This window comes from Paenibacillus sedimenti (genome assembly GCF_014534655.1).
Lineage (GTDB): Bacteria > Bacillota > Bacilli > Paenibacillales > NBRC-103111 > Paenibacillus_E > Paenibacillus_E sedimenti.
Genome location: NZ_JACVVD010000009.1, coordinates 146,736 through 166,711 on the forward strand (window position 1 = coordinate 146,736; position 19,976 = coordinate 166,711).

At 45.4% G+C, this 19,976-nt stretch carries 19 protein-coding genes; 3 read left to right on the forward strand and 16 right to left on the reverse strand.

The window, feature by feature from the left end; genetic code table 11:
* Positions 1-490: 490 nt before the first annotated feature.
* The 13 genes from ICC18_RS22835 to ICC18_RS22895 form a co-directional block, all read right to left on the reverse strand.
* Positions 491-1,324, reverse strand: a complete 834-nt coding sequence (locus tag ICC18_RS22835; RefSeq protein ID WP_188176761.1) for a Gfo/Idh/MocA family oxidoreductase — start codon at positions 1,322-1,324, stop codon at positions 491-493.
* A gap of 65 nt (positions 1,325-1,389) precedes the next feature.
* Entirely contained in the window at positions 1,390-2,922 is a 1,533-nt protein-coding gene (locus ICC18_RS22840) for an extracellular solute-binding protein (RefSeq protein ID WP_188176762.1), read from the reverse strand.
* A 112-nt stretch (positions 2,923-3,034) separates the two neighbouring features.
* On the reverse strand, positions 3,035-3,880 hold the full coding sequence (locus ICC18_RS22845) for a carbohydrate ABC transporter permease (protein ID WP_188176919.1): 846 nt from the start codon (positions 3,878-3,880) through the stop codon (positions 3,035-3,037).
* Positions 3,881-3,928: 48 nt separating this feature from the next.
* Positions 3,929-4,897, reverse strand: a complete 969-nt coding sequence (locus ICC18_RS22850; RefSeq protein ID WP_188176763.1) for an ABC transporter permease — start codon at positions 4,895-4,897, stop codon at positions 3,929-3,931.
* Positions 4,898-5,072: 175 nt separating this feature from the next.
* Positions 5,073-6,671 (reverse strand): response regulator transcription factor, encoded by a 1,599-nt coding sequence (locus ICC18_RS22855; RefSeq protein ID WP_188176764.1) that lies wholly within the window; start codon positions 6,669-6,671, stop codon positions 5,073-5,075.
* 77 nt (positions 6,672-6,748) lie between these two features.
* Entirely contained in the window at positions 6,749-6,898 is a 150-nt protein-coding gene (gene rpmG / locus ICC18_RS22860; RefSeq protein ID WP_188176765.1) for a 50S ribosomal protein L33, read from the reverse strand.
* Between the two features lie 31 nt (positions 6,899-6,929).
* Entirely contained in the window at positions 6,930-8,138 is a 1,209-nt protein-coding gene (locus ICC18_RS22865) for a GTP-binding protein (RefSeq protein WP_188176766.1), read from the reverse strand.
* Positions 8,139-8,221: 83 nt separating this feature from the next.
* Positions 8,222-9,223, reverse strand: a complete 1,002-nt coding sequence (locus ICC18_RS22870; protein WP_188176767.1) for a metal ABC transporter substrate-binding protein — start codon at positions 9,221-9,223, stop codon at positions 8,222-8,224.
* Positions 9,224-9,241: 18 nt separating this feature from the next.
* Positions 9,242-10,138, reverse strand: coding sequence for a metal ABC transporter permease (locus tag ICC18_RS22875; RefSeq protein ID WP_188176768.1), 897 nt, complete (start codon positions 10,136-10,138; stop codon positions 9,242-9,244).
* Positions 10,084-10,791: a metal ABC transporter ATP-binding protein gene (locus tag ICC18_RS22880; protein WP_188176769.1), complete on the reverse strand. Its 708-nt coding sequence runs from the start codon at positions 10,789-10,791 to the stop codon at positions 10,084-10,086. Before ICC18_RS22880 ends, ICC18_RS22875 begins: the two co-directional genes overlap by 55 nt.
* 29 nt (positions 10,792-10,820) lie before the next feature.
* Complete coding sequence (locus ICC18_RS22885) at positions 10,821-11,240, reverse strand: Fur family transcriptional regulator (RefSeq protein WP_188176770.1); 420 nt, start codon at positions 11,238-11,240, stop codon at positions 10,821-10,823.
* Between the two features lie 159 nt (positions 11,241-11,399).
* On the reverse strand, positions 11,400-12,359 hold the full coding sequence (locus ICC18_RS22890) for a CobW family GTP-binding protein (RefSeq protein WP_312029590.1): 960 nt from the start codon (positions 12,357-12,359) through the stop codon (positions 11,400-11,402).
* 46 nt (positions 12,360-12,405) lie between these two features.
* The gene (locus tag ICC18_RS22895; RefSeq protein ID WP_188176771.1) at positions 12,406-13,215 is read right to left on the reverse strand and encodes an AAA family ATPase; all 810 of its coding nucleotides are present in this window, start codon (positions 13,213-13,215) and stop codon (positions 12,406-12,408) included.
* 164 nt (positions 13,216-13,379) lie between these two features.
* Here ICC18_RS22895 and ICC18_RS22900 point away from each other — a divergent pair, with 164 nt between their 5' ends.
* Positions 13,380-14,393, forward strand: a complete 1,014-nt coding sequence (locus tag ICC18_RS22900) for a CobW family GTP-binding protein (protein ID WP_188176772.1) — start codon at positions 13,380-13,382, stop codon at positions 14,391-14,393.
* Between the two features lie 69 nt (positions 14,394-14,462).
* On the opposite strand, the gene ICC18_RS22905 is transcribed toward ICC18_RS22900, so the two are convergent.
* Complete coding sequence (locus tag ICC18_RS22905) at positions 14,463-14,846, reverse strand: (2Fe-2S) ferredoxin domain-containing protein (protein WP_188176773.1); 384 nt, start codon at positions 14,844-14,846, stop codon at positions 14,463-14,465.
* A 233-nt stretch (positions 14,847-15,079) separates the two neighbouring features.
* On the opposite strand from ICC18_RS22905, the gene ICC18_RS22910 reads away from it, so the two are divergent.
* Positions 15,080-16,831, forward strand: a complete 1,752-nt coding sequence (locus ICC18_RS22910) for an ABC transporter ATP-binding protein (protein WP_188176774.1) — start codon at positions 15,080-15,082, stop codon at positions 16,829-16,831.
* 4 nt (positions 16,832-16,835) lie between these two features.
* On the opposite strand, the gene ICC18_RS22915 is transcribed toward ICC18_RS22910, so the two are convergent.
* A complete protein-coding gene (locus ICC18_RS22915; RefSeq protein ID WP_188176775.1) occupies positions 16,836-18,158 on the reverse strand; it encodes a polysaccharide deacetylase family protein in 1,323 nt (440 codons plus the stop codon).
* 212 nt (positions 18,159-18,370) lie between these two features.
* Between ICC18_RS22915 and ICC18_RS22920 the strand changes: the two genes are divergently transcribed.
* Positions 18,371-18,670: a hypothetical protein gene (locus ICC18_RS22920; protein WP_188176776.1), complete on the forward strand. Its 300-nt coding sequence runs from the start codon at positions 18,371-18,373 to the stop codon at positions 18,668-18,670.
* 5 nt (positions 18,671-18,675) lie between these two features.
* Here ICC18_RS22920 and ICC18_RS22925 read toward each other — a convergent pair whose 3' ends face one another.
* Positions 18,676-19,788: an MGDG synthase family glycosyltransferase gene (locus tag ICC18_RS22925; RefSeq protein ID WP_188176777.1), complete on the reverse strand. Its 1,113-nt coding sequence runs from the start codon at positions 19,786-19,788 to the stop codon at positions 18,676-18,678.
* Between the last annotated feature and the right edge of the window lie 188 nt (positions 19,789-19,976).

Consider the following 19,976-nt stretch of genomic DNA (forward strand, 5'->3'; position numbering starts at 1 on the left):
AAAGGCATCCGGTGCCCACCTTAAGGGAGGTCCGGATGCTTTTTTTGAAAAGCTAAGTATAAAATTTTGTTGGCGGAATGAAAGTGCTTATTATTGATGATCGACATGCAGCAGCGGATGTAAGGAGATCACCGAAGCTGCACTTAAAAGAGAGAACATGGCCCGCTGTTCGTTAACAGCGCCACTCTGGCCGCTAAATCTAGCCGATAACACGTGTATGTTGGCATAGCGACTCAATGACGCAAATTTACGAAAAATGTTCTTAAATTTGCGAACTTAGTTCGCTGGGGCCCTGATTTTGCGGCTTTCGTCATAAATTACGCACAAAAATTCTCAAAATAACAACCCTGTTCGCTATTCCTCATGCTATGTACTGGATCAAGCGCAGCGCTGTGAGTGCGGTCCTGACATCCAGGAACAAAACCAAACCACGGGACGGCCGAAAGATGAAAGTACCTGGTCATCGGCCAGATTTTTCTCAGGGTTCATCTCACAGATCCAACCACGAATACGGCGTCCGCGCCGCCTTTCTTCCAACCTCCAGAATCGTTGCAATCGCCAACGTTTGCTGTCGCGGGACCGCCGGCACCCCGCTCTCAAAGAAACCGACGAGGTTATCGATAAACGCCCCGAAAAAATCCGATTCGATCTTCAAAAACTTCGACCCTCCCGATTCATAACGAAGCGCCATACTGAACGGACATTCCCACCCATACTGATTGATCGTCGCCTGCCTTCCGTTCGCAAATGCGATAAGAAGCGCCGGCGTATTCGCCGTACCTGTCCACATGACCCTTTTGATGTCCGTCCCCATCAGCGAGACGATCGGCTCCACCTGATGGATCGAATAGTGCTCAAACGAACCCGGTCCTAAGCTGCAAATAGACTCGATCCCTTCTTTCTCAAGGCCGGTATACTCAAGCGCAAACCGTAATGCCGAAGTCGAATACATCGGTGTCCGGTGCTTGTCGGCAAGCTCCAACATCCGCTCGGCTGCCGCCCTGTCCGGCGCGAACGTTTTATCGATATAGGTCGGCTTCCCGGACCGTAGTGGAAGCTGTGACAGCTCCTCATGGTACTCCGGATGATCCGGCGACAACACGATCAAATAATCGCTTTGCTCCACGACTGCCTCGATCGAATCAAGCAACCGAATTCCTTTTTTCTCGCTCCATACGGCATTGCTAAGCTTTCCTTCGATATTCGTCTTTCCGTAAGCATAAGCGACCTTCATATGACCGCCGGTCGCCTTTTCAATCCATCCCGGATATTTTTCCGCATGCCACTCGTCCAGAAAATAATCGATAAACCCGATTTTCTTCATAGGTTCCTCTCTCTCCCTTCCAGAATAAAACCCCCGCGGCATAAACCACAGGGGAATCAACCCATTTACTTCTTGTTCGCTGCGTACCATTCATTAGCGGCTTTCGTCATTTCGTCTCCGCCTTCGGCTTTCCACTGGGCTACGAACTTGTCGAAGTTTTCCAGCGGCTCAGCGCCGGTGATGAACTTCAGGAAGCTATCTTCCATCAGCTTTTGCAGCTTCTGGTTGTATTTGCCGATGGCCTCAAGCGGAGGTGCAAAAGCAAGCGGATCGATGATGATATTTCCTTTTGCCGCTTCCTGATTTTTGTTAAAGGCATCCGTCAAGATCGGATCTTTGCGGACGCGCGCCTGCCAGTAAATCGGATAGTTTTTCTCGTCTACACCGGTGAGGAACGAGGAAGCGTTATTATACTGGTCGTTAAAGATCGGAAGAATCGGGAAATAGTTGCCGTTTTCCACCTTATGGTGAACGCCTTCCTTCCCAATCGTCGCTTCTTTGTGAATTTCTTTGTCCAGCTTCAAGTCCAAATATTTGACGATCTCTTCCTTGTTTTCAGCCCATTTCGGTATGCCTACGTAATAACTTATGCCTGCAATGCCCATCACTCGCGTTTTGCCGTCATCGCCCTTCAAGTATGGGAAACTGGCAATTTTCGCGTTCGGCGAATTTTTAAGCAGCGCATTTTGTACGGTAGGCGCATTGAAGTAGCCGTTCGAGATCATGGCCGCTTTGCCGCTCGTAAAGTTCTCGATCACTTTATTCGCCTGATTGAGCGACCATTCCTGGTCAATTAATTTTTCGCTGTACAACTTTTTCATGAACTCCACGTATTTTTTCATGTTCGGATTCTCGACAGCGTTAACCAGCTTGCCGTTCACGTCCTGCCAGCCGGTCGTTGCTGTCGACTGCACCATCGTCAGGCCGAAGGTTGGCAATATTTCCGGAACGAGCGGGTTTTTGCCGCCGGAGAGCCCGATGACGTTCTTCTTCTCTTTGAGCGTCTTCATGACGTTGTACAGCTCGTCGCGGGTTGTCGGCGCCTTCAGTCCGAATTCATCCATCCAATCCTGCCGGACGATGAGCGCCGTATTGACAATCGTACCCGATCCCGTCTGCGGAATGCCGAAAATTTTGCCGTTCAGCTTCGCGCCGTTCCATGAATTTTGGGAAATGACGTTTTTCATGTTGGTGCCGTATTTGTTGACCAGCTCATCAATCGGCTCCAGTGCGCCCGAAGCCGCCAACTTGGAATACTGCGGGCCGCTTAGCAGCATGAATGCGTATTTTTCTTTATTCGCCATGAGCAAATTGAGCTTGTCATCCGGGTTCTCGACAGGCAGCATGTCGTAGGTTACTTTGTAGCCGGTTTTCTCGTTCAGGAACTTCGCCACGACTTCGGCGTTAGGATCAAAACGCGCATACTGCAGCAACGCTTTGAACTCCGGCTTCGGTTTGCTAGCTTCAACAGTCGCCGCTGGAGCCTGGGACGCGGTTGGAGCCGTGGAACTGCCGGCAGGCTGGCCGCCTCCGCCGCAAGCAGCGGCAACTGCCGCCAAAGATGTGATGGACAGTACAGCTAGAAATTTCTTTACCATGGATTAGCCTCCCTTTTTCATACATTGCAAAAGCTGACTAACGAACTTCATGGAACGCGTGGAACCGCACTAGCGCCCGTCCACCACCACCCTTCAAGTATTTTTTATGTATTCAACCCTTGACGGAGCCGACCAAAACACCTTTGACAAAGTATTTTTGCAGGAACGGATACACAATGATAATGGGGATCGTCGCCAGAATGATCGATGCCGCTTGTATCGACTGCGGTGAAACGTTCAGGGAGGCGTCGACATTGGTCCGCAGGAACGCGTCCGTCGATGAGACGAATAGTTCCTTCAAATAAAGCTGCAGCGGTTTGAGTTCAGCCGAATTGATGTAAATCAGCGATGTAAAGTAATCGTTCCAGAACATAACTGCGTAAAATAATCCGATGGTGGCCAGCACGGGCATCGACAGCGGCAGAACGATGCGCACTAGAATCGTCATATTGCTGGCTCCGTCCATTTTCGCCGATTCTTCAAGACTCTCAGGCAAGCTTTCGAAGTAGCTTTTAATAATAAGCATGTTGTAGACGTTAATCATAAACGGCAGAAAAAGTACCGGCAGCTTGTCGATCAGATCGAGCTTGTGCATGAGCAGATACGTCGGGATCAGTCCACCGCTGAAAAGCATCGTAAACAAATACAGCAGAATAAAAAACTTGCGCCCCCTGAGTCTTTGCTTGGAAAGCGGATATGCGGCCAAAGCTGTCATGGCTAACGCAAGAACCGAACCGACGAGCGTCACCGTAACGGATACGAGAAAGGCGTTGAGAAACAACGAATTGCTTGCCACATATTTGTACGTTCCCACCTGAAAATCGATCGGATACAAGGTAACCATCCCCGAAACAACCGCCGCTTCGCTGCTGAGCGATTTGGCTATCAGGTTAACGAACGGAAAGATCGTGGAAAGCGCAAGCAGAATAAAGAACAAATGGTTGAGAACTGAAAACATTTTTTCGCCGGTATTCGATTTCAAAGCTGGTCCTCCTTCATGCACCGCTTACCAGATACCGCGCCCGAAAAATTTACGGGCCAAGCCGTTGCCGGTAAGGATTAAGATAAACGCGACGACGGATTCGAACAGCCCTACGGCGGTAGAAAAGCTGTAATCCTGTTCACCGAGACCGATGCGGTACACATACGTGCCGATCACATCAGCGACATTGTATACGCTCGGGTTATACATGACGAGAATTTGTTCAGTCCCTGCCTCCAACACGAAGCCGAGACGAAGGATAAACATGAGCAGAATGGTTGGGATCAGCCCGGGCAGCGTAATATGAACGATTTGCTTCCATTTATTGGCGCCGTCGATTTTTGCCGCTTCGTATAGGCCGGGATCGATGCCGGATAATGCTGCGAGGTAAATGATTGTGTTCCAGCCGATCTCCTTCCAGCCAGCCGAAGTCACAAGTACGGAGCGGAAGATATCGCTGTCCAGAAAAAAACGGATCGGTTCGCCGCCCATGGCGACGATCATCTTGTTGACGATCCCACCGTTCGTCGAAAGCAGGTCGAGGAACAAACCGCTGACGATAACCCAGGACAGAAAGTGGGGTAAATAAATGACGGTTTGTACACTTCGTTTGAATGCTACATGTCTCAATTCATTCAACAAGATGGCGACGATGATCGGGAGGGGAAACAGAAATACGATTTTATAAATGGAGATCATTAACGTGTTCTGAAACACCTGCAAAAAACCGGAGGACGTTAGCAATTTCTCAAAATGCTTCCACCCGACCCAAGGGCTTGCGGCCATTCCGTCGAAAATGCTGAAATCTTTAAAAGCAATGATAATCCCGTACATCGGCGTGTATTTGAATAACAGCAGAAAAGCGATGCCGGGAATGAGAGCGAGATACAAATCCCAATCTTTCCGAATGTCGGTCCACAGCTTTCGATTGTAACTCTTTTTGATGGGCTTATCCGCGAATGTGGCAGTTTTCTCCGCAGTCGTTTCTTTCACGGTACCCCTCCTTCATGTCTGACTTTGATAGCCTAAGTGTATCATCCGCCGTTTTTTTGCGAATTAGAGGAATATTACTTGTTTTGGTACTTTCATAACTTCTCGATTCGGCAAAAAGAAAAGCCCTCCCCGATGAACGGAGAAGGCTGTCGAACTGCGGACTTAAGCGGGCAAATCAGTTCTTGATTTCCCCGGGCGTCACGCCCCAATATTTGCGGAATACTCTCGTAAAATAACTTACATCCCTGTAACCGACTGCATCTGCTGCGTCATACACGCGCGCGCCAGCTAACAGGATCGCCTTAGCTCGCTCCATTTTTCGTTCCAGGACGTAGGAGGAGAAAGCTTTGCCCGTTTCCTGTTTGAAAAGACGGCTTAAATAGGATGAGTTCACATAAAGCCGATCAGCAACGGTGTGGAGCGTCATTTCCTGATCCATTTCGTCTTCAATGAGGCTGAGGATGGTCTTGACCGTTCCATGGCTCGTCGATTTGCGCCGATGGCTGGCATAAGTCAAATACGCCCTAACCATCCGCTGCAGCCAGGATAAAATTTGATCCTTGGCCGTTAACTCACGGTGATTGAGAAAATAGACGAAATCCTCGCAGGCTACATCACGAACCGGCCACCCTTGTTTCTGAATGAAACGAACAAACAAGCTTGTAAAATACAAAATGTGCTCATGCATTTCCTCTACGGTTCTTGCTTTCGCCATGCTGCATTCCCAGAGGGAGGTTAGGGTGTCGAGCGCCTTGACGCCGTCTCCTGTTTCAAGCGCGATTTCCAGCGATTTTTCAAGGTTCGGCTGCAGCGCAAGCTCAGACTCTTTCCCCCGCTCTTCCCGGTACGGAATCGCCAGGTCATGACCAAGCACGATCCGGTTCTGGAGCGCGCGAACAGCTTGTACGTATAACCTGTTTATAGCCTCTCGGCTGCCTGTCATACCGCTGATCCCCGCACTCGCACTAAGCTTCAGACGGCTTTTCACAGTAAAAAGCAGCTTTTCCGTTATCGTATTGATTTTCTGTATCGATACGTTCGGTTCATCATAACTGTCAATCAGGTAAACGACGACCGTACAACCCGCATAATCCGTCGACACCCAGCATGGGGAAGCCTGCTGCGATTCCTTCACGATACTGTGAAGCGAAAATTGGAGAAGGGATACATCCCTTCTACTGAAGCGGGTCTCATGCTCAGGCAGCGGGTCCATATCGATGACCGCGACAGCGTACTGGGCGTCCTTCGGCAAATCCAGCTGCAGATCCCTGCTTTTCTGTTCGATCTCCCACGGCTCAAACTTTCCGTTCAACCAGCCTTGGAAAAATTCATTGACCAGATAAGGAAGATGCTGCTTCCATTTGTGCTGCAGTTCTTCCTCGTTATGGCGCTGCTCAAGCTCTTTGTTCAATCGCTCGGCGGCTTCCAGCACGGTGTCCAGAATTTCCTTGTCCCCTGCCGGCTTTAACAAATACTTCATGACGCCAAGCTCCAAAGCCGCTTGAGCATAAGCAAAATCATCATGTCCGCTGAGAACGATGATTTTCAATAGCGGATCGGCCCCGCGCAGCTGCCCGGCCAATGCGAGACCGTCCATCTCGGGCATCTGCAAATCCAGCAAAATAATGTCCGGTTTTTTGCGGTCGATGAGCTGCAGCGCTTCCGCCCCATTCCCGGCCTGCCCGACGACCTCGATCCCGTGTTTGTCCCATGGAATGTTGTTGACAAGCGCGTTTCTGAGGCGGACTTCGTCCTCCACAATTAATAAATTCATGGGCTAACTCCTTGAAAAATAAGACGTATGATCGCCAAAGTCATTCGATGCATACGCCTTATTTTCCTGCCCGTTTCTTATCTTGTCTCTCGATGCAGCGAATGTCTTTTTAGACGGGGACAATATTTTTTTAATTCCAATCGCCCCGGGTGCGTTTTCTTATTCTTCGTCGTCGTATAATTACGATCGCCGGTTTCTGTGCATGCTAATGTAATGGTAACTCTCATGTTGATTCACCTCTTATTAATAATTGAAGTCTTATTGCGGTATCGCGCAGAGTTCTTCTACGGCGTTAGGCAATTCATCCGGAAAGCGGGTCCAATCCATACCCATCTCTTCTTCTGTAAGAAGACATTGGTCCAGCTGCTCAGTAATTTGAGCACGGTTCATTTCGATACCGATGAAGACGACTTTATTGATGCGATCGCCATAAATCGGATCCCAGTGCTTAATTTGTTCGCTATCTTCTTGCAGAACCGCTTGCTTTTCCTCCTCGGGAAGCGCGGCTACCCAGAAACCTGCGGGTCCGAATTGTATGGAAGGTCCGGCTTGGCTCAAATTCTGCGCATAGGCGTCTCTTGTCGCCAACCACATGATCCCTTTCGCTCTCACGATCTCAGCCGGCCAGTCCTCCATCCAGCTCATCAGCCTGCCCGGGTGAAAAGGTCTGATTCGTTCGTACACGAACGAGGAAATGCCGTATTCTTCCGTTTCCGGCGTATGAACAGGCTTTTCCATTTCCTTCATCCAACCGGCAGAAGTGCTGGCCTCATCGAAATTGAACAAATTCGTGTTCAATATTTCTTTCGGGTCCACCTTCCCTTTGACGGAACGAATGAATTTGGCTCTTGGCTGCAGCGCGCGAAGCACGCCTTCAAGTTCATCCAGTTCCTCGCTAGCGAGCATGTCGCATTTGTTCAATATAAGCACATCGCAAAATTCAATCTGGTCAATCAGCAGATCCACGACTTCCCGCGTATCCTCTTCCCCCACCGCCTGGTTGCGTTCGAGCAGTGTTTCGCCGGATGAGTAATCATGCCAAAAACGGTAAGCGTCGACGACGGTAACCATGCAGTCCAATCTGCAATACTTCGATAAGTCGATTCCTTGCTCTTCATCTACGTACGTAAACGTCTGAGCGACCGGGATGGGCTCGCCCACACCTGTAGATTCGATCAAAATGTAATCAAATCTGTTTTCTTTGGCCAGCTTTTCAACCTCCAGCAATAAATCATCCCGCAGCGTACAGCAAATGCAGCCGTTAGACATTTCAACGAGCTTCTCGTTCGTATGGGAGATGCCGCCGCCATCCCGGATGAGATCCGCATCAATATTAACCTCGCTCAAATCATTGACGATAACGGCAACCCTCAAACCGTCTCTATTATTCAAAACATGATTTAAAAGCGTCGTCTTCCCCGCGCCTAAATAACCGCTTAATACGGTAACCGGAATCTGTTTTTGCATACCTTCATACACTCCCATTGTTGTAATTATTACGATTAGTACCGGTAAAACAACCAAAGCAAAGCGCTTTGGTTATTTTGTCATTATTCATTCAACCCTTTCTTCAATGCTTCCAGGTTCTTTTTCATAACGCCGATATAGTCAAGATTGTTTTTCTTCTCTTCATCGGTAAGTCCTTCAAGCGGATTTAATACTTCCGTTTTCGCTCCGATTTCTTTGGCAATCGTTGAAGCGATTTTCGGATCAACCAACGTTTCGAAGAAGATCGTTTTCACCGTTTTTTCTTTTGCAAACTTGATTACTTCAGCCATCTTGTCAGGTGCCGGCTCTGCTTCCGGTGAAAGTCCCGAAATCGGTACTTGTGTCAGTCCGTATTGTTTGGCTAAATAAGCGAATGCTGCGTGCTGAGTAATAAAATCTTTGCGTTTTACATCTTTAAGCCCTGATCTAAAAAGATCATCCAGCTCTTTAAGTTTGGCGATGTAAGCATCCGCATTTTTCGTATACGCATCTTTATGCGCAGGATCTGCCTGTACCAATGCAGCTTGGATAGCTGCGACCTCTTTTTGCGCCAGAACTGGGTCTAACCATACGTGCGGATCAAGGCCTTCTTCTTCATGCTCGTCTTTATGCTCTTTCTCTTCTTTCCCGTGCCCGTGCTCATCTTCTTCATGCAAGCCTTCCATTAACTCAACCGCTTTACTTGCCTCTACGACTACACGTTTACTGTTTGCTGCACTCTCGAGCGCTTTCGGCACCCAGCCTTCAACAATGCCGTTGTATACAAATACATCTGCTTCCTTCAATTGCGCCATATCCTTCGCGCTTGGTTCCCAATCGTGGGGTTCAACGCCGGTCGGAACCAGCCCGATCACTTCAGCGTGTTCCCCTGCAATTTGCTTACTGAATTCATACATCGGGTAAAATGTAGTTACAACCTTCAGCTTCTTGCCGCTTTCTTGATTTGCCTGAGCGGTTGGTGCTGCTGACGCGCTCGTTTCCGTCGTCGTTTTGGCACTGCAGCCCGAAATGATAAGTGCAGATACCGCTGTAAATGCCAATGTTTTGTGAATCCATGTTTTCATTTTCTTTGCCTCCAAAAATTAGTTTAAAGATGAGTCTTTAGATAATCTGGGAATACTATTGTAAATTGGGCCTTCTTCCGCTTCATTGGTTTTCTTGCTCTTGCTTTTTTCTAATTTATAAACAAGCTTCTTAAGACCAATGCCTGCCACTAGAAGGATTAAAAGGACAAGCGCAATGGTGCCGCCGGGCGGTGTACTGAACTGATAGGATGCGGTCAGCCCGCTAAATACGCCGGTTAAACCAATGCCCATAGCTAAAAAAAGTGCAGAACTAAAACTTGATGCAATCCGTGTCGCTAATGCAGCCGGCAGCACGATAAGACTGCTCACAAGCAGCACGCCAACGATCGGCATCGCCGCGGCTACAATCATGCCGGTCAAAATACTAAACGAGAGTGTAATCCATTTTACAGGAATGCCATTGGTTCTAGCCGTTTCCTCGTCGAAAGTAATCTGGTAGAGAGGACGTCTGAACAGAATAAAAAAGATGCCTCCGATCAATGCAACGGCAAACATCAGCATCAGCTCCGTTTGATTGACTGCAACGACCGAACCGAATAAATAAGATGTGAAGCTTTTATTCGTGCCTTGATTCAAGCTCATCAGAACGACAGCGGTTGAGAGACCGCCGACCATAATAATGGCAATCGACATTTCACTGTACGTTTTGTAGGATCTTCTGAGGTACTCAACTACAATCGCTCCTAATGTAGCTACAACGAAACCGCTTATAGTCGGATTCATATGTAGGAATGCACCGCCGGCCACACCAGCAAGCGATACGTGGGATAACATGTCCGCCATCAACGCCTGACGACGCAGCATTAAATATACACCTAACACGGATGCGATCAGCGCGATCAGCCCACCGGCACAAAATGCCCGCTGCATGAAGTCGAAGTGCAGCATTTCCATCCTCCGCCCTCCTTTCTTTCCAGTTCAATGATCCGGTCCAGGTAATGGCTCACTTCGGAAAGTCCATGCGTGACCATGACCACCGTTCTACCGAGATCCTTAACTTGATGTTTCATAAGTTCATAAAAGGCCTCGCGGCTTTCTTGATCCATACCGGTCGTAGGCTCGTCTAGCACCAGTAAATCCGGCTCCTGGGCAAGCGCTCGAGCGATGCATATACGCTGCTTCTGTCCGCCTGACAGCTCACCGATTTTCCTGTTTCGCAGCCCCCACATCCCAACTTGACGCAGCGCCTTTTCCGTCCTTTCGTGATCTTCCGCCTGCAGCTTGCGAAACCAAGATCTTCTGACATACCTTCCGGAGCGGACAAATTCAAGAATGGTGCTTGGGAAGCCGCTATTAAATGCAGCGATTTGCTGCGGGACATAGCCGACAGAAAGCTTATGACCTTTCTCATTATGAGGCGATAAGAAGGTCTTCCCTTCCCATGGCTGAAGCAAGCCGAGCGCCAGTTTGAGCAGCGTTGTTTTCGAAGCGCCATTAGGTCCCGTAACGGCAACGAATTCTCCGGAGTGAATCTCAATACTCGCATTTTGCAAGCACGGAACATCGCTGTAACCGAACGAGACATCCTTCATTGAGGATAAAAGCATAAAGTCGTATCCTTTCGATCTTTCATTATTTATTTTTGGCAGGTGTAACAGTAGCCGTATACCTCAAGTTTTTGACTGACGGCTTGAAAATGAGACGGCAACTTCATCTCACTGATCGGATGGCAATCAAGAGGAGTTTGTTCCTTGCAGGTTAAACAAATCATCAGGTGCTGAGCTTCATCCCGCGAGTTCATTAGGCGAAACTTCACTTTGCCGTCTGAAAGAAATTGCTCAAGCAGTCCAATCTCAACCAACGTTCTTAAATTCCGGTAGACCGTATCATAACTGAGACCGGGATGCTTCCGTTCAAGTCCGAGGATGATTTCTTTCGTGGAAAGACAGAACGGCTCTCTCATAAATAAATGGATGAGTGTACGTCTTTGCTCCGTGATGCGCAGCCCTTTCACCGACATTCGATGAAGCACTCTTTCCAAGTCAAGATCGGTCACCTGACCTCCACCCCTTTAAGATTATACGTAATAATTACGATTGTAGAATAAGAAAAAAATTCGTTTCAATTAATAGTAATAATTACGTACTTGAATATATCAGTTATCTGGACTCTAGTCAACGTTCCGTCGAAAAAATATAATCCGTCGCGACTCCCTTTAAAGATTGTGCAATTGCACTATCAAATGATCCTTTGAAAAATTTTCGCCAATGAATACAGCAACATTCGGAACTTTTGCTTGTGGATTGATTTTTACAAATTCCAGCTCACGATAGGCATACTGAAATAAAGTTATGTTCTCCGCATCATCTATTAACCGGAGAATTCCTTTTGCTCTATACACTTCTTTCGGCAGCTTGCTAATCATCTGCTCAAAATTATCGATAGAAACAGGATGATCAAAGTAGTGTGTATAAGCCATTACATGGTCATGGGAATGATGATGTTCTTGTTGTATTGTTGTAAACGTTTTTTTAAGTTTCTTTTGGGGTTCATCCGTATTTCTGCTTAGCTCATCGAAAAGATGAAAATCCACCTCACAATATTCAGCAGGCTTAATTAGAGCATGAGAGTTCCGCTGCGTCAACCAACTTTGTAACCGGATAAGCGCATCAGTTCCAACCCGGTCCATTTTGTTAATGATCAGATAATTTGCAGAACGTACCTGTTCTTCCATCAAGCGTAACGTTTTCTTTTTTTGATTCGATTCGACGAGTTCCAATAAATGTGGTGCATCAACGACCGTAATAAGTGATTTCAAATGAACTTCCAGCAGTAGAGAGGCATCCGTTACTGACTCAATAATCTCCATAGGGTTAGCAATTCCTGTTGATTCTATGAAGATAATGTCCGGTGAATTCTCTCGAACGATATTGAGGATTGCCATACTTAGGTCTCCTCGATTCGTACAGCATACGCATCCTCCTAGTATTTCGGCCATTGGGACCTCCTCATCGATCAATAGTCCATCGAGATTGACATCACCAATTTCATTCATAATTACAGCAGGTTTCTTCCCGGCATGTGTATAGAAATCAATTACTTTCTTAAGGAAGGTCGTTTTCCCGCTGCCTAAAAAACCAGATAAAATATAAATAGGTATAGCAGTATTCATCATCAGCAAAATCCTCCTTATCAATGGTAATTGTGATTTACTCCATATATTAAACCTGTACTTTTGGATTGTATTCTACGAAAGCATTGAAAATTTTCTCATACGTCATGGAACTGTTCTCGATGATGACTTTTCGCTTTGCTTTTAAAATGATTTGCTCGATGTCAGCGTAGCTGCACCCTTTTAAAAGTTGTACTACTTTTTGAATGATCGATTCATTGTCATCGGAATGTCCCATGAGCATACTCACATAATCGCTGCAATCTTTATCATTCGGCAGTGTATAAGTCATTTTCGTGTCAAAACGGCGCCAAACTGCGCTGTCCAAATCTTCTTGCAAATTCGTAGCGGCAATAAAAATGCTCTCGCCATCGAACTCATCTAAACATTGAAGCAGCGTGTTCACGACCCGTGCCATTTCTTTAACTTCATCACTAGCATCGCGCGCTCTAGCAATCGCATCAAATTCATCCAAAAACAACACACAAGGCGATGTTTGAGCAAAATCGAATACTTTTCTAATATTTGACCCTGTCTCCCCCAAATGACTATGAATGATTGCATCCAGACGAACTAGAATCAGCGGCAGTTCCAATCGATGCGCGATATAGAAAGCTGTCAGGGTCTTGCCTGTACCCGGAGGACCGAACATCACGATTTTATTAGGCATCGGCACCTCTTCTTCCTCAAATCTTTCCTTCATGCCTTGAATTGCGATAAACTCTTCTACAATTTGTTTATTCGTCTCTTGAAAGACGATACGTTTTACTTTTTGTTTGCACTCCGCCGGCGAGTAGACGGTTGCTGTGTCGATTCCTTTCGATTTTGGAAGACGTCCGTTCGTTTTTTTTCTAGGCATTGTAAAGAACAAGCTCCTTAATAGTAATTTTTACACATTATTACGAAATGTATCTCTTTTCATTCCTTGTGTCAATAGCAAACCGTATTTGAAATGGATTTGACAAGCATTACCAGTGTCGCCTATACTTTTAATTGTAAATATTACAATTAAGGAGTGGTGACATGCCAAAGCTTTCACAAGAGATTGATTCACGAATTCCTGTTACGGTATTAACCGGATTTTTGGGCGCAGGAAAAACGACATTACTCAATCATGTCATGACCGCTAACCATGGAGAGAAAATTGCAGTCATTATCAATGAGTACGGCGAAGTAGGCATTGATAACCAGCTCGTAGTCGGGGCGGACGAAGAAATATTTGAAATGAACAATGGCTGTATTTGTTGTACGGTTCGCGGCGATCTGATCCGAATTTTGAATGAACTGATGGAAGCTAAGAACGGTAACAGCCATCGAAAGCAAGTTCATTTCGACCGGGTATTAATCGAAACGACGGGGCTGGCAGATCCTGCGCCTGTTGCACAAACTTTTTTTGTTGACGAAAACATTGCGGAACAATACAAGCTAGATGCCATCGTAACTGTCGTCGATGCCAAGCATGCGGAAGATCAGCTTGATAAAGGGCACGAAGCTCAGGAGCAAGTCGCTTTTTCTGATGTGCTTCTAGTAAACAAGGTAGATCTTATTTCCGAAGAGGAATTGCATAAGCTTGAAAAGCGCCTAAAAATAATGAATCCAGCAGCTAAATTATACCGGACTGAGCAATCAAGTGTTGATTTGAAGAAGATTTTGGGCATTAACGCTTTTGAACTAGACAAAAAGCTCGAACTCGATCCGGACTTTCTGAATAGCCACGAAGATGACCATGAACATGATGATGAAGTAAAATCCATTTTTTTTAGGGAAGACCGTCCGCTAGACTTGGATAAAATGGAACGTTTTCTGAAAGAATGGCTTACTGAACATGGAGCGGATACGTTGAGGTACAAAGGAGTCCTTCATATTAATGGAGTTAAACAGCGAATCATCTTTCAAGGCGTTCATATGCTGTTCGCTTCTGCACCAGACCGTAACTGGAAATCAGATGAGATCCCGCGCAGCGAATTCGTCATTATTGGCCGCAATCTGGACGAAGCTTGGTTCAAGTCTCAGTTTGCCGCTTGTGTCGCATCCTAGTTGTTGTTTCCACTCTATAACATACGAATGAGGAACCATTTTATATGGGTTCCTCATTTTTGTCTTCAATTAAATCTTGATCCTTTGCTTCGATTCTCCCTTAGCCGCATTCGGCGAACGTACGAAGCTGCCTTTATATTTCACGTCGTATGTATGTGTGAGTTGTTCGCGAATTGGATTCCCCTCCAACAGGTGACGGTTAACAAGAATCCGTCCTGTCTCTGGAGTGACGTCCTTGTACCAAACCCCTTCGGGGTATACAATGACCACGCAGGCATCTTGACACCGTCCATTGCAATGAGTCCTGCTCGTATGAATAAGACCGTCCGCACTATTGCGGGCAATTTCATCCCGAATGGCCTGTGTTACCTCTTCCCCCTGCTTGCGCATGCAACTGGCGCCGTTACAAATGAGTACATGATGGCGCGTTTCTGACAGGTCCCATGTTGACATAAAACCCTCCTCATTATACTGTAATAGTTACGATTAAAATAAAGCACTCATCAAGACAGTCTTGGATGACCGATATTATTTGTAATTTTTACGATTAATACTCTCGATTTTACCTATCCATATGCATGTTGTCAATAATGGCATGTGATGATTTTCATTCTTTTCATGTCTTTGAATATCCTAAAAGGATTGCTATAATAGGTCAGGTTTATAAGAAAAAGGAGTACATCAAAATGAGCAGTTTCAAAATTTATTTCAAATTTGTCAAACCCTACCGGAAACTTGTACTTATCACCTTATTCATCGGTATGGTTAAATTTGCCATCCCCCTCATCCTACCTCTCATTATGAAATATATTGTTGATGACTTATTACTAAGTTCCCTTTCAATAACTGAAAAAACGCATCAACTGATGGAAGTGATGATGGTTACTTTTGTCCTATTTGTTATTATAAGGGCGCCGATTGAATACCTTCGACAGTTTTTTGCACAATTAACAACGAGCCGTATTCTTTACGATTTACGCAGTCATCTTTATGGGCATATTCAAAAGCTGTCCTTACGTTATTATCAAAATCATAAAACCGGCGAAATTATTTCCCGAATGATCAATGATGCCGAACAAACCAAAAATATCGTTGAAACGGGATTAATGAATATATGGCTAGATCTATTCACCCTAACGATCGCTATAGGATTTATGATTCATATGGATTTTGGACTGACCCTCGTTGCTATAGCCGTTTTTCCATTCTATGCTATCTCCGTCAAAACGTTATATAAAAAGCTACGGAACTTAACCAAATCCAGATCTCAAGCCCTTGCGGAAATGCAAGGATATTTACATGAGCGGGTAAACGGAATTCCCGTCATTAAAAGCTTCGCTTTAGAAGACTATGAGAAAGAAAATTTTGGTTTAAAAAACAACAAATTTCTAAATCGTGCATTGGCATTGACGAAATGGAATGCTATAACCAACTCCATTATTAATACAATAACAGATATTGCTCCCTTGCTTGTTCTATCTTATGGAGCCTATCAAGTTATACAAGGCCACCTTACGATAGGCGCATTTGTAGCCTTTTTTGCCTATTTGGATCGTTTGTACAGTCCGCTGCGCAGGTTGGTAAATTCTTCAACTGAACTAACGCAAGCAAGCGCTTCTCTGGATCGTGTAATCGAACTTATGAATGAGCCATACGACATTGTTGATTCATCGCATGCGAGAACCGTTCAACAATTGCAAGGAAAAATTGATTTTCAAGATGTTAGTTTTCGTTATGACAATTCTACGGATTGGGTATTAAAAAACATTCAACTAAGCATTCAACCTGGTGAAACGGTAGCATTTGTAGGCATGAGCGGCGGAGGAAAATCATCGCTTATCAGTTTGCTTCCCCGCTTCTACGACATTCAGCAAGGAAATATTTTGTTGGATGATAAGGATATTAAAGACATCACAATAAAGAGCTTGCGCTTTCAAATAGGAATGGTGCTGCAAGATAATATTTTGTTTAGCGGAACTGTTCGTGAAAATATACTTTTGGGTAAACCGAGTGCTGCCGATGATGAGATCATCTATGCAGCAAAAGCAGCAAATGCACATGATTTTATTATGAATTTGCCCAATGGATATGATACGGAAATCGGCGAGCGCGGAATGAAGTTATCCGGTGGACAGAAGCAACGGGTTGCCATCGCCAGAGTCTTTCTCAAGAATCCGAGCATATTGATTCTGGATGAAGCTACTTCCGCCCTTGATCTGGAGTCGGAACATCTAATTCAAGAATCTCTGGGAAAATTGGCAAAAGATCGAACGACCTTAATTGTTGCACACCGCCTATCTACAATTACCCATGCTGATCAGATCGTTCTTATTGAAAATGGTGAAATTAAAGAAAAAGGAACTCATGAGCAATTGATGAATGAAAACGGACCTTACTTTCGTCTATTTAATGTACAAAATTTACATGGTGTCGAGTAATATTTCATCGCTCTGAAGGTCTCGGAGGTTTAGTTATGTCAGAGAACGGTTCTACCGGATATCTCCTCTTAAGTTCCTGTACGGAGATTGCCACAATCCGTGGCGTCAGCAGCCCTCTTTTTAACTCCAGACGCTGTCTGCCATTCGGATGAATAATGAAAAGCAACAGCCTTAAATAAATATGGCTGAATACGTTAAACAAGCCCTTCGGCAGCTCTTCAACGGTAAAGCCCAATTGTTTGGAGCCGCGATGGATCATCGTAATTCCATAAACCCCTCTGACCTGATGGTGCATATGAAGATACTGTGTCATCGCCGGTAAAAAACGCTGAACATCGCGAATCATATTCACAGCGAGTTGAACCATCGAGTTCGACTCGGAAATGAGCTGAAATAGCTTCTTGTTGTTAAAGTGCAGCTCTACGACCATATCTCCTGCACGAATCTCTTCGCCGTTATCCATACAGATCGTCTTCCCTTTATATTTGCGAACTCTGCTATAAAAGATAGGATGATTCTGATCAATCGGATGGATGTTGAATAGCCAATGAAAGCAATATTCCCATTTTAGCCATAAGAAAACAAGTATACTTTTCAATGGCTTCACGTTTTTCTGTCTCGAGTTAAGGTCTGCCTGACTACGGGCATCGATTCGTACCATGGTATACCCTCTTCGGGAGCTCTCCTCCAGAAAGTCGCCAAGCGCTTCAAGCATAAACACCGGCGCGTGTGGATCTGCACCAAAAGTCTGACCGCTATCATGCAGTACAATGATATCGTTGTTTTTTACTCTGCCAAGCAATTTGGCCAGAATTCTTTCCTTCCCTCCCTTGGTCCTCCAATCGCCAACCATCAAGGACCAAAATACGAAATGGAATCGTTTCATCAAAAATAAGTCAAATATATTGATAATTCCCCATGGCGGACGATAAAATATCGGTTTGACCCCGATAATGTTCTCGATGACCTTCACCGAGTCATTCAATTGCTTTCGGACTTTCCGAGGCGTCATCCATGCATTCGCCCTGTGCGCATAGTTATGAATGCCAATCAAATGCCCTTCTTGGTGCATCCGCAAGATCAAATCAGGATACCTCTCCGCCTTGGATCCGAGTACAAAAAAGGTAGCTTGCACCTGAAATCTCCCTAACAGATCAAGCAGTTGAGACGTATAGTCCGGATCGGGACCATCATCAAAGGTTAAGGCAATGCCATCAACCAGCCTCCCTTTTTTATACGCGCCTACGCCAAACAGACGGACCAGGACTGTTGGTATAATCGTATATACCAGCAAAAGTATCGCAATCAACCAGTACCCTACACTCATGATCAATCACACTCTTTCTGCAAAGAATGGTCATGCCAGTACTTTTATGAATATGGGACTAATCCATTTATATGATAAGAAATGGCGGCAACTTCTTTTTTAGAAAAATAATACAAAAAAACGCTGCCCACCCCTTTGCCGGGGTTAAAACAGCGTTTCGTGTTATACTAATCCTATTCACATTCCATTGTAGTAAAGGATGATCCGTCCTCATGGCATTCGGTATTCGGAGAGAAGAACTCATCGCTTGGAAAGAAGCCGTGAGTCGCGGTGAAATTGCTTTGTTGACCCATTATTGGCTGGATGAGCGGTTTCCAGGTATAACCACCGTAACGAAGGCTGGTTGCTCCGATCTAGAACGTCTAACGACGTGGTGCAGAAGCAATGGTCTGAATCCGCGATACATTCATCATCGTCCGCCTTATCCCCACTATGACATCATTGGTCCGAAGCAAAAGGAAATTTTAATCAGAGAGGGACAATGGGATCAAATCAAACGGTTCAATCTTTGATTGCTTTAAATAGATACTGAAACAAGTTGAGTGACGGTATGGATAATATCATTTACGATATGTGCGCTTGCTTGTCTTTTTTGCATTCCCACCATGCGAGCTCTCACTTCATCGTACAAGCTTGGATGCTCCAACAAATGCTTAATGCTGCCCGTCATGTCCTGAATGTTATCTGAAATCGAAGCGACTCCTCTGCTTGAGAGATATTTCGCATTCTCTCTTTCTTGCCCTGCATACGGCTTATAGATATAGATTGGGAGCTGCATGGCAATCGCTTCTGATAATGTAAGACCTCCTGCTTTGGTGATAATGCAAGTTGAGACTGACATTATTTCATGAAGATTACTAATAAATCCAAGAATTATTAAATGTTCTTGAGCTGGAAACCGTGACTCCAGCTTAAGTCTGAGCTTCTCATTGCGCCCGCAAACAACAATCACTTGACAATTGCCGATGGTAATTAGAGACTCTAGCAAATCCTCTGTATAGCTTGACGCTCCTTGATCGGAGGCCATTACGAGAATCTTTTTTCGATGCTGCATGCGACTGCTCGTTAATTCCAAAAATTCATTGCGCACAGGGATCCCGCTGACTTCCACACGGTCTCTTGGAAAGCCCTTAAACACAATTTGCTGCTTCAGTTCTTCGGTAGCCACATAGTATTTATCGACGGATGGGTGCAGCCAAGTTGCATGTAAGGCGAAATCCGTTAGAACCGTATAATTGCTAATGCCCAAAGCACTGCATATTTCCGGTGATGCACCAAAGGGGAACGTATTCACGACCGCGTCAGGTCGTTCTTCATGAATGATCTCTTTCAACTTCTTCTTGCCAAGGGCAGTCATCGACCGTTGAAATAAGGCTGTACGTTTCGTTTCCCGTGTTAAATAATAGCTCCAACCGTAATAATCGAGACCCATCCTGGAAATTTGCGTGCTTTTGTTTACAAGTGAGGTGGTGATCATATTAATAAACGGATGTCCCTCTTTCATGAGATCGACGACCTTGACTTGTTCAACACCCTGCTTGATAAATTGTTGCTGCAATGCTTGCGAAGCCTGGATATGACCGTTACCATAACTTGCCGTTAGAATCAATATGCGAGGATTGACATTCATGATCTAAGCAGCCTCCTTGCCCATCGTTGTACTATTTTATGTTTATTCGTCATTTGAGTCTGAAAGTCCAGGTAGATTGTTTTCATGACAGGATACTTATTCCTTCGGCAAAGTTAACCGATGTACCTGCAAATCTATTTCAAATTCATGTAATAATTCCATAAAGTTCCGAAGAGCAAAAAAACCCG

Coding starts and splice junctions, on each gene's coding strand:
- ICC18_RS22870 (WP_188176767.1), bottom strand. CDS start 9,223: ATGAAAACATGGATTCACAAAACATTGGCATTTACAGCGGTATCTGCA.
- ICC18_RS22880 (WP_188176769.1), bottom strand. CDS start 10,791: ATGCTTTTATCCTCAATGAAGGATGTCTCGTTCGGTTACAGCGATGTT.
- ICC18_RS22890 (WP_312029590.1), bottom strand. CDS start 12,359: ATGATGAATACTGCTATACCTATTTATATTTTATCTGGTTTTTTAGGC.
- ICC18_RS22835 (WP_188176761.1), bottom strand. CDS start 1,324: ATGAAGAAAATCGGGTTTATCGATTATTTTCTGGACGAGTGGCATGCG.
- ICC18_RS22920 (WP_188176776.1), top strand. CDS start 18,371: ATGGCATTCGGTATTCGGAGAGAAGAACTCATCGCTTGGAAAGAAGCC.
- ICC18_RS22925 (WP_188176777.1), bottom strand. CDS start 19,788: ATGAATGTCAATCCTCGCATATTGATTCTAACGGCAAGTTATGGTAAC.
- ICC18_RS22840 (WP_188176762.1), bottom strand. CDS start 2,922: ATGGTAAAGAAATTTCTAGCTGTACTGTCCATCACATCTTTGGCGGCA.
- ICC18_RS22855 (WP_188176764.1), bottom strand. CDS start 6,671: ATGAATTTATTAATTGTGGAGGACGAAGTCCGCCTCAGAAACGCGCTT.
- ICC18_RS22875 (WP_188176768.1), bottom strand. CDS start 10,138: ATGGAAATGCTGCACTTCGACTTCATGCAGCGGGCATTTTGTGCCGGT.
- ICC18_RS22845 (WP_188176919.1), bottom strand. CDS start 3,880: ATGTTTTCAGTTCTCAACCATTTGTTCTTTATTCTGCTTGCGCTTTCC.
- ICC18_RS22900 (WP_188176772.1), top strand. CDS start 13,380: ATGCCAAAGCTTTCACAAGAGATTGATTCACGAATTCCTGTTACGGTA.
- rpmG (WP_188176765.1), bottom strand. CDS start 6,898: ATGAGAGTTACCATTACATTAGCATGCACAGAAACCGGCGATCGTAAT.
- ICC18_RS22895 (WP_188176771.1), bottom strand. CDS start 13,215: ATGCCTAGAAAAAAAACGAACGGACGTCTTCCAAAATCGAAAGGAATC.
- ICC18_RS22910 (WP_188176774.1), top strand. CDS start 15,080: ATGAGCAGTTTCAAAATTTATTTCAAATTTGTCAAACCCTACCGGAAA.
- ICC18_RS22865 (WP_188176766.1), bottom strand. CDS start 8,138: ATGCAAAAACAGATTCCGGTTACCGTATTAAGCGGTTATTTAGGCGCG.
- ICC18_RS22915 (WP_188176775.1), bottom strand. CDS start 18,158: ATGAGTGTAGGGTACTGGTTGATTGCGATACTTTTGCTGGTATATACG.
- ICC18_RS22905 (WP_188176773.1), bottom strand. CDS start 14,846: ATGTCAACATGGGACCTGTCAGAAACGCGCCATCATGTACTCATTTGT.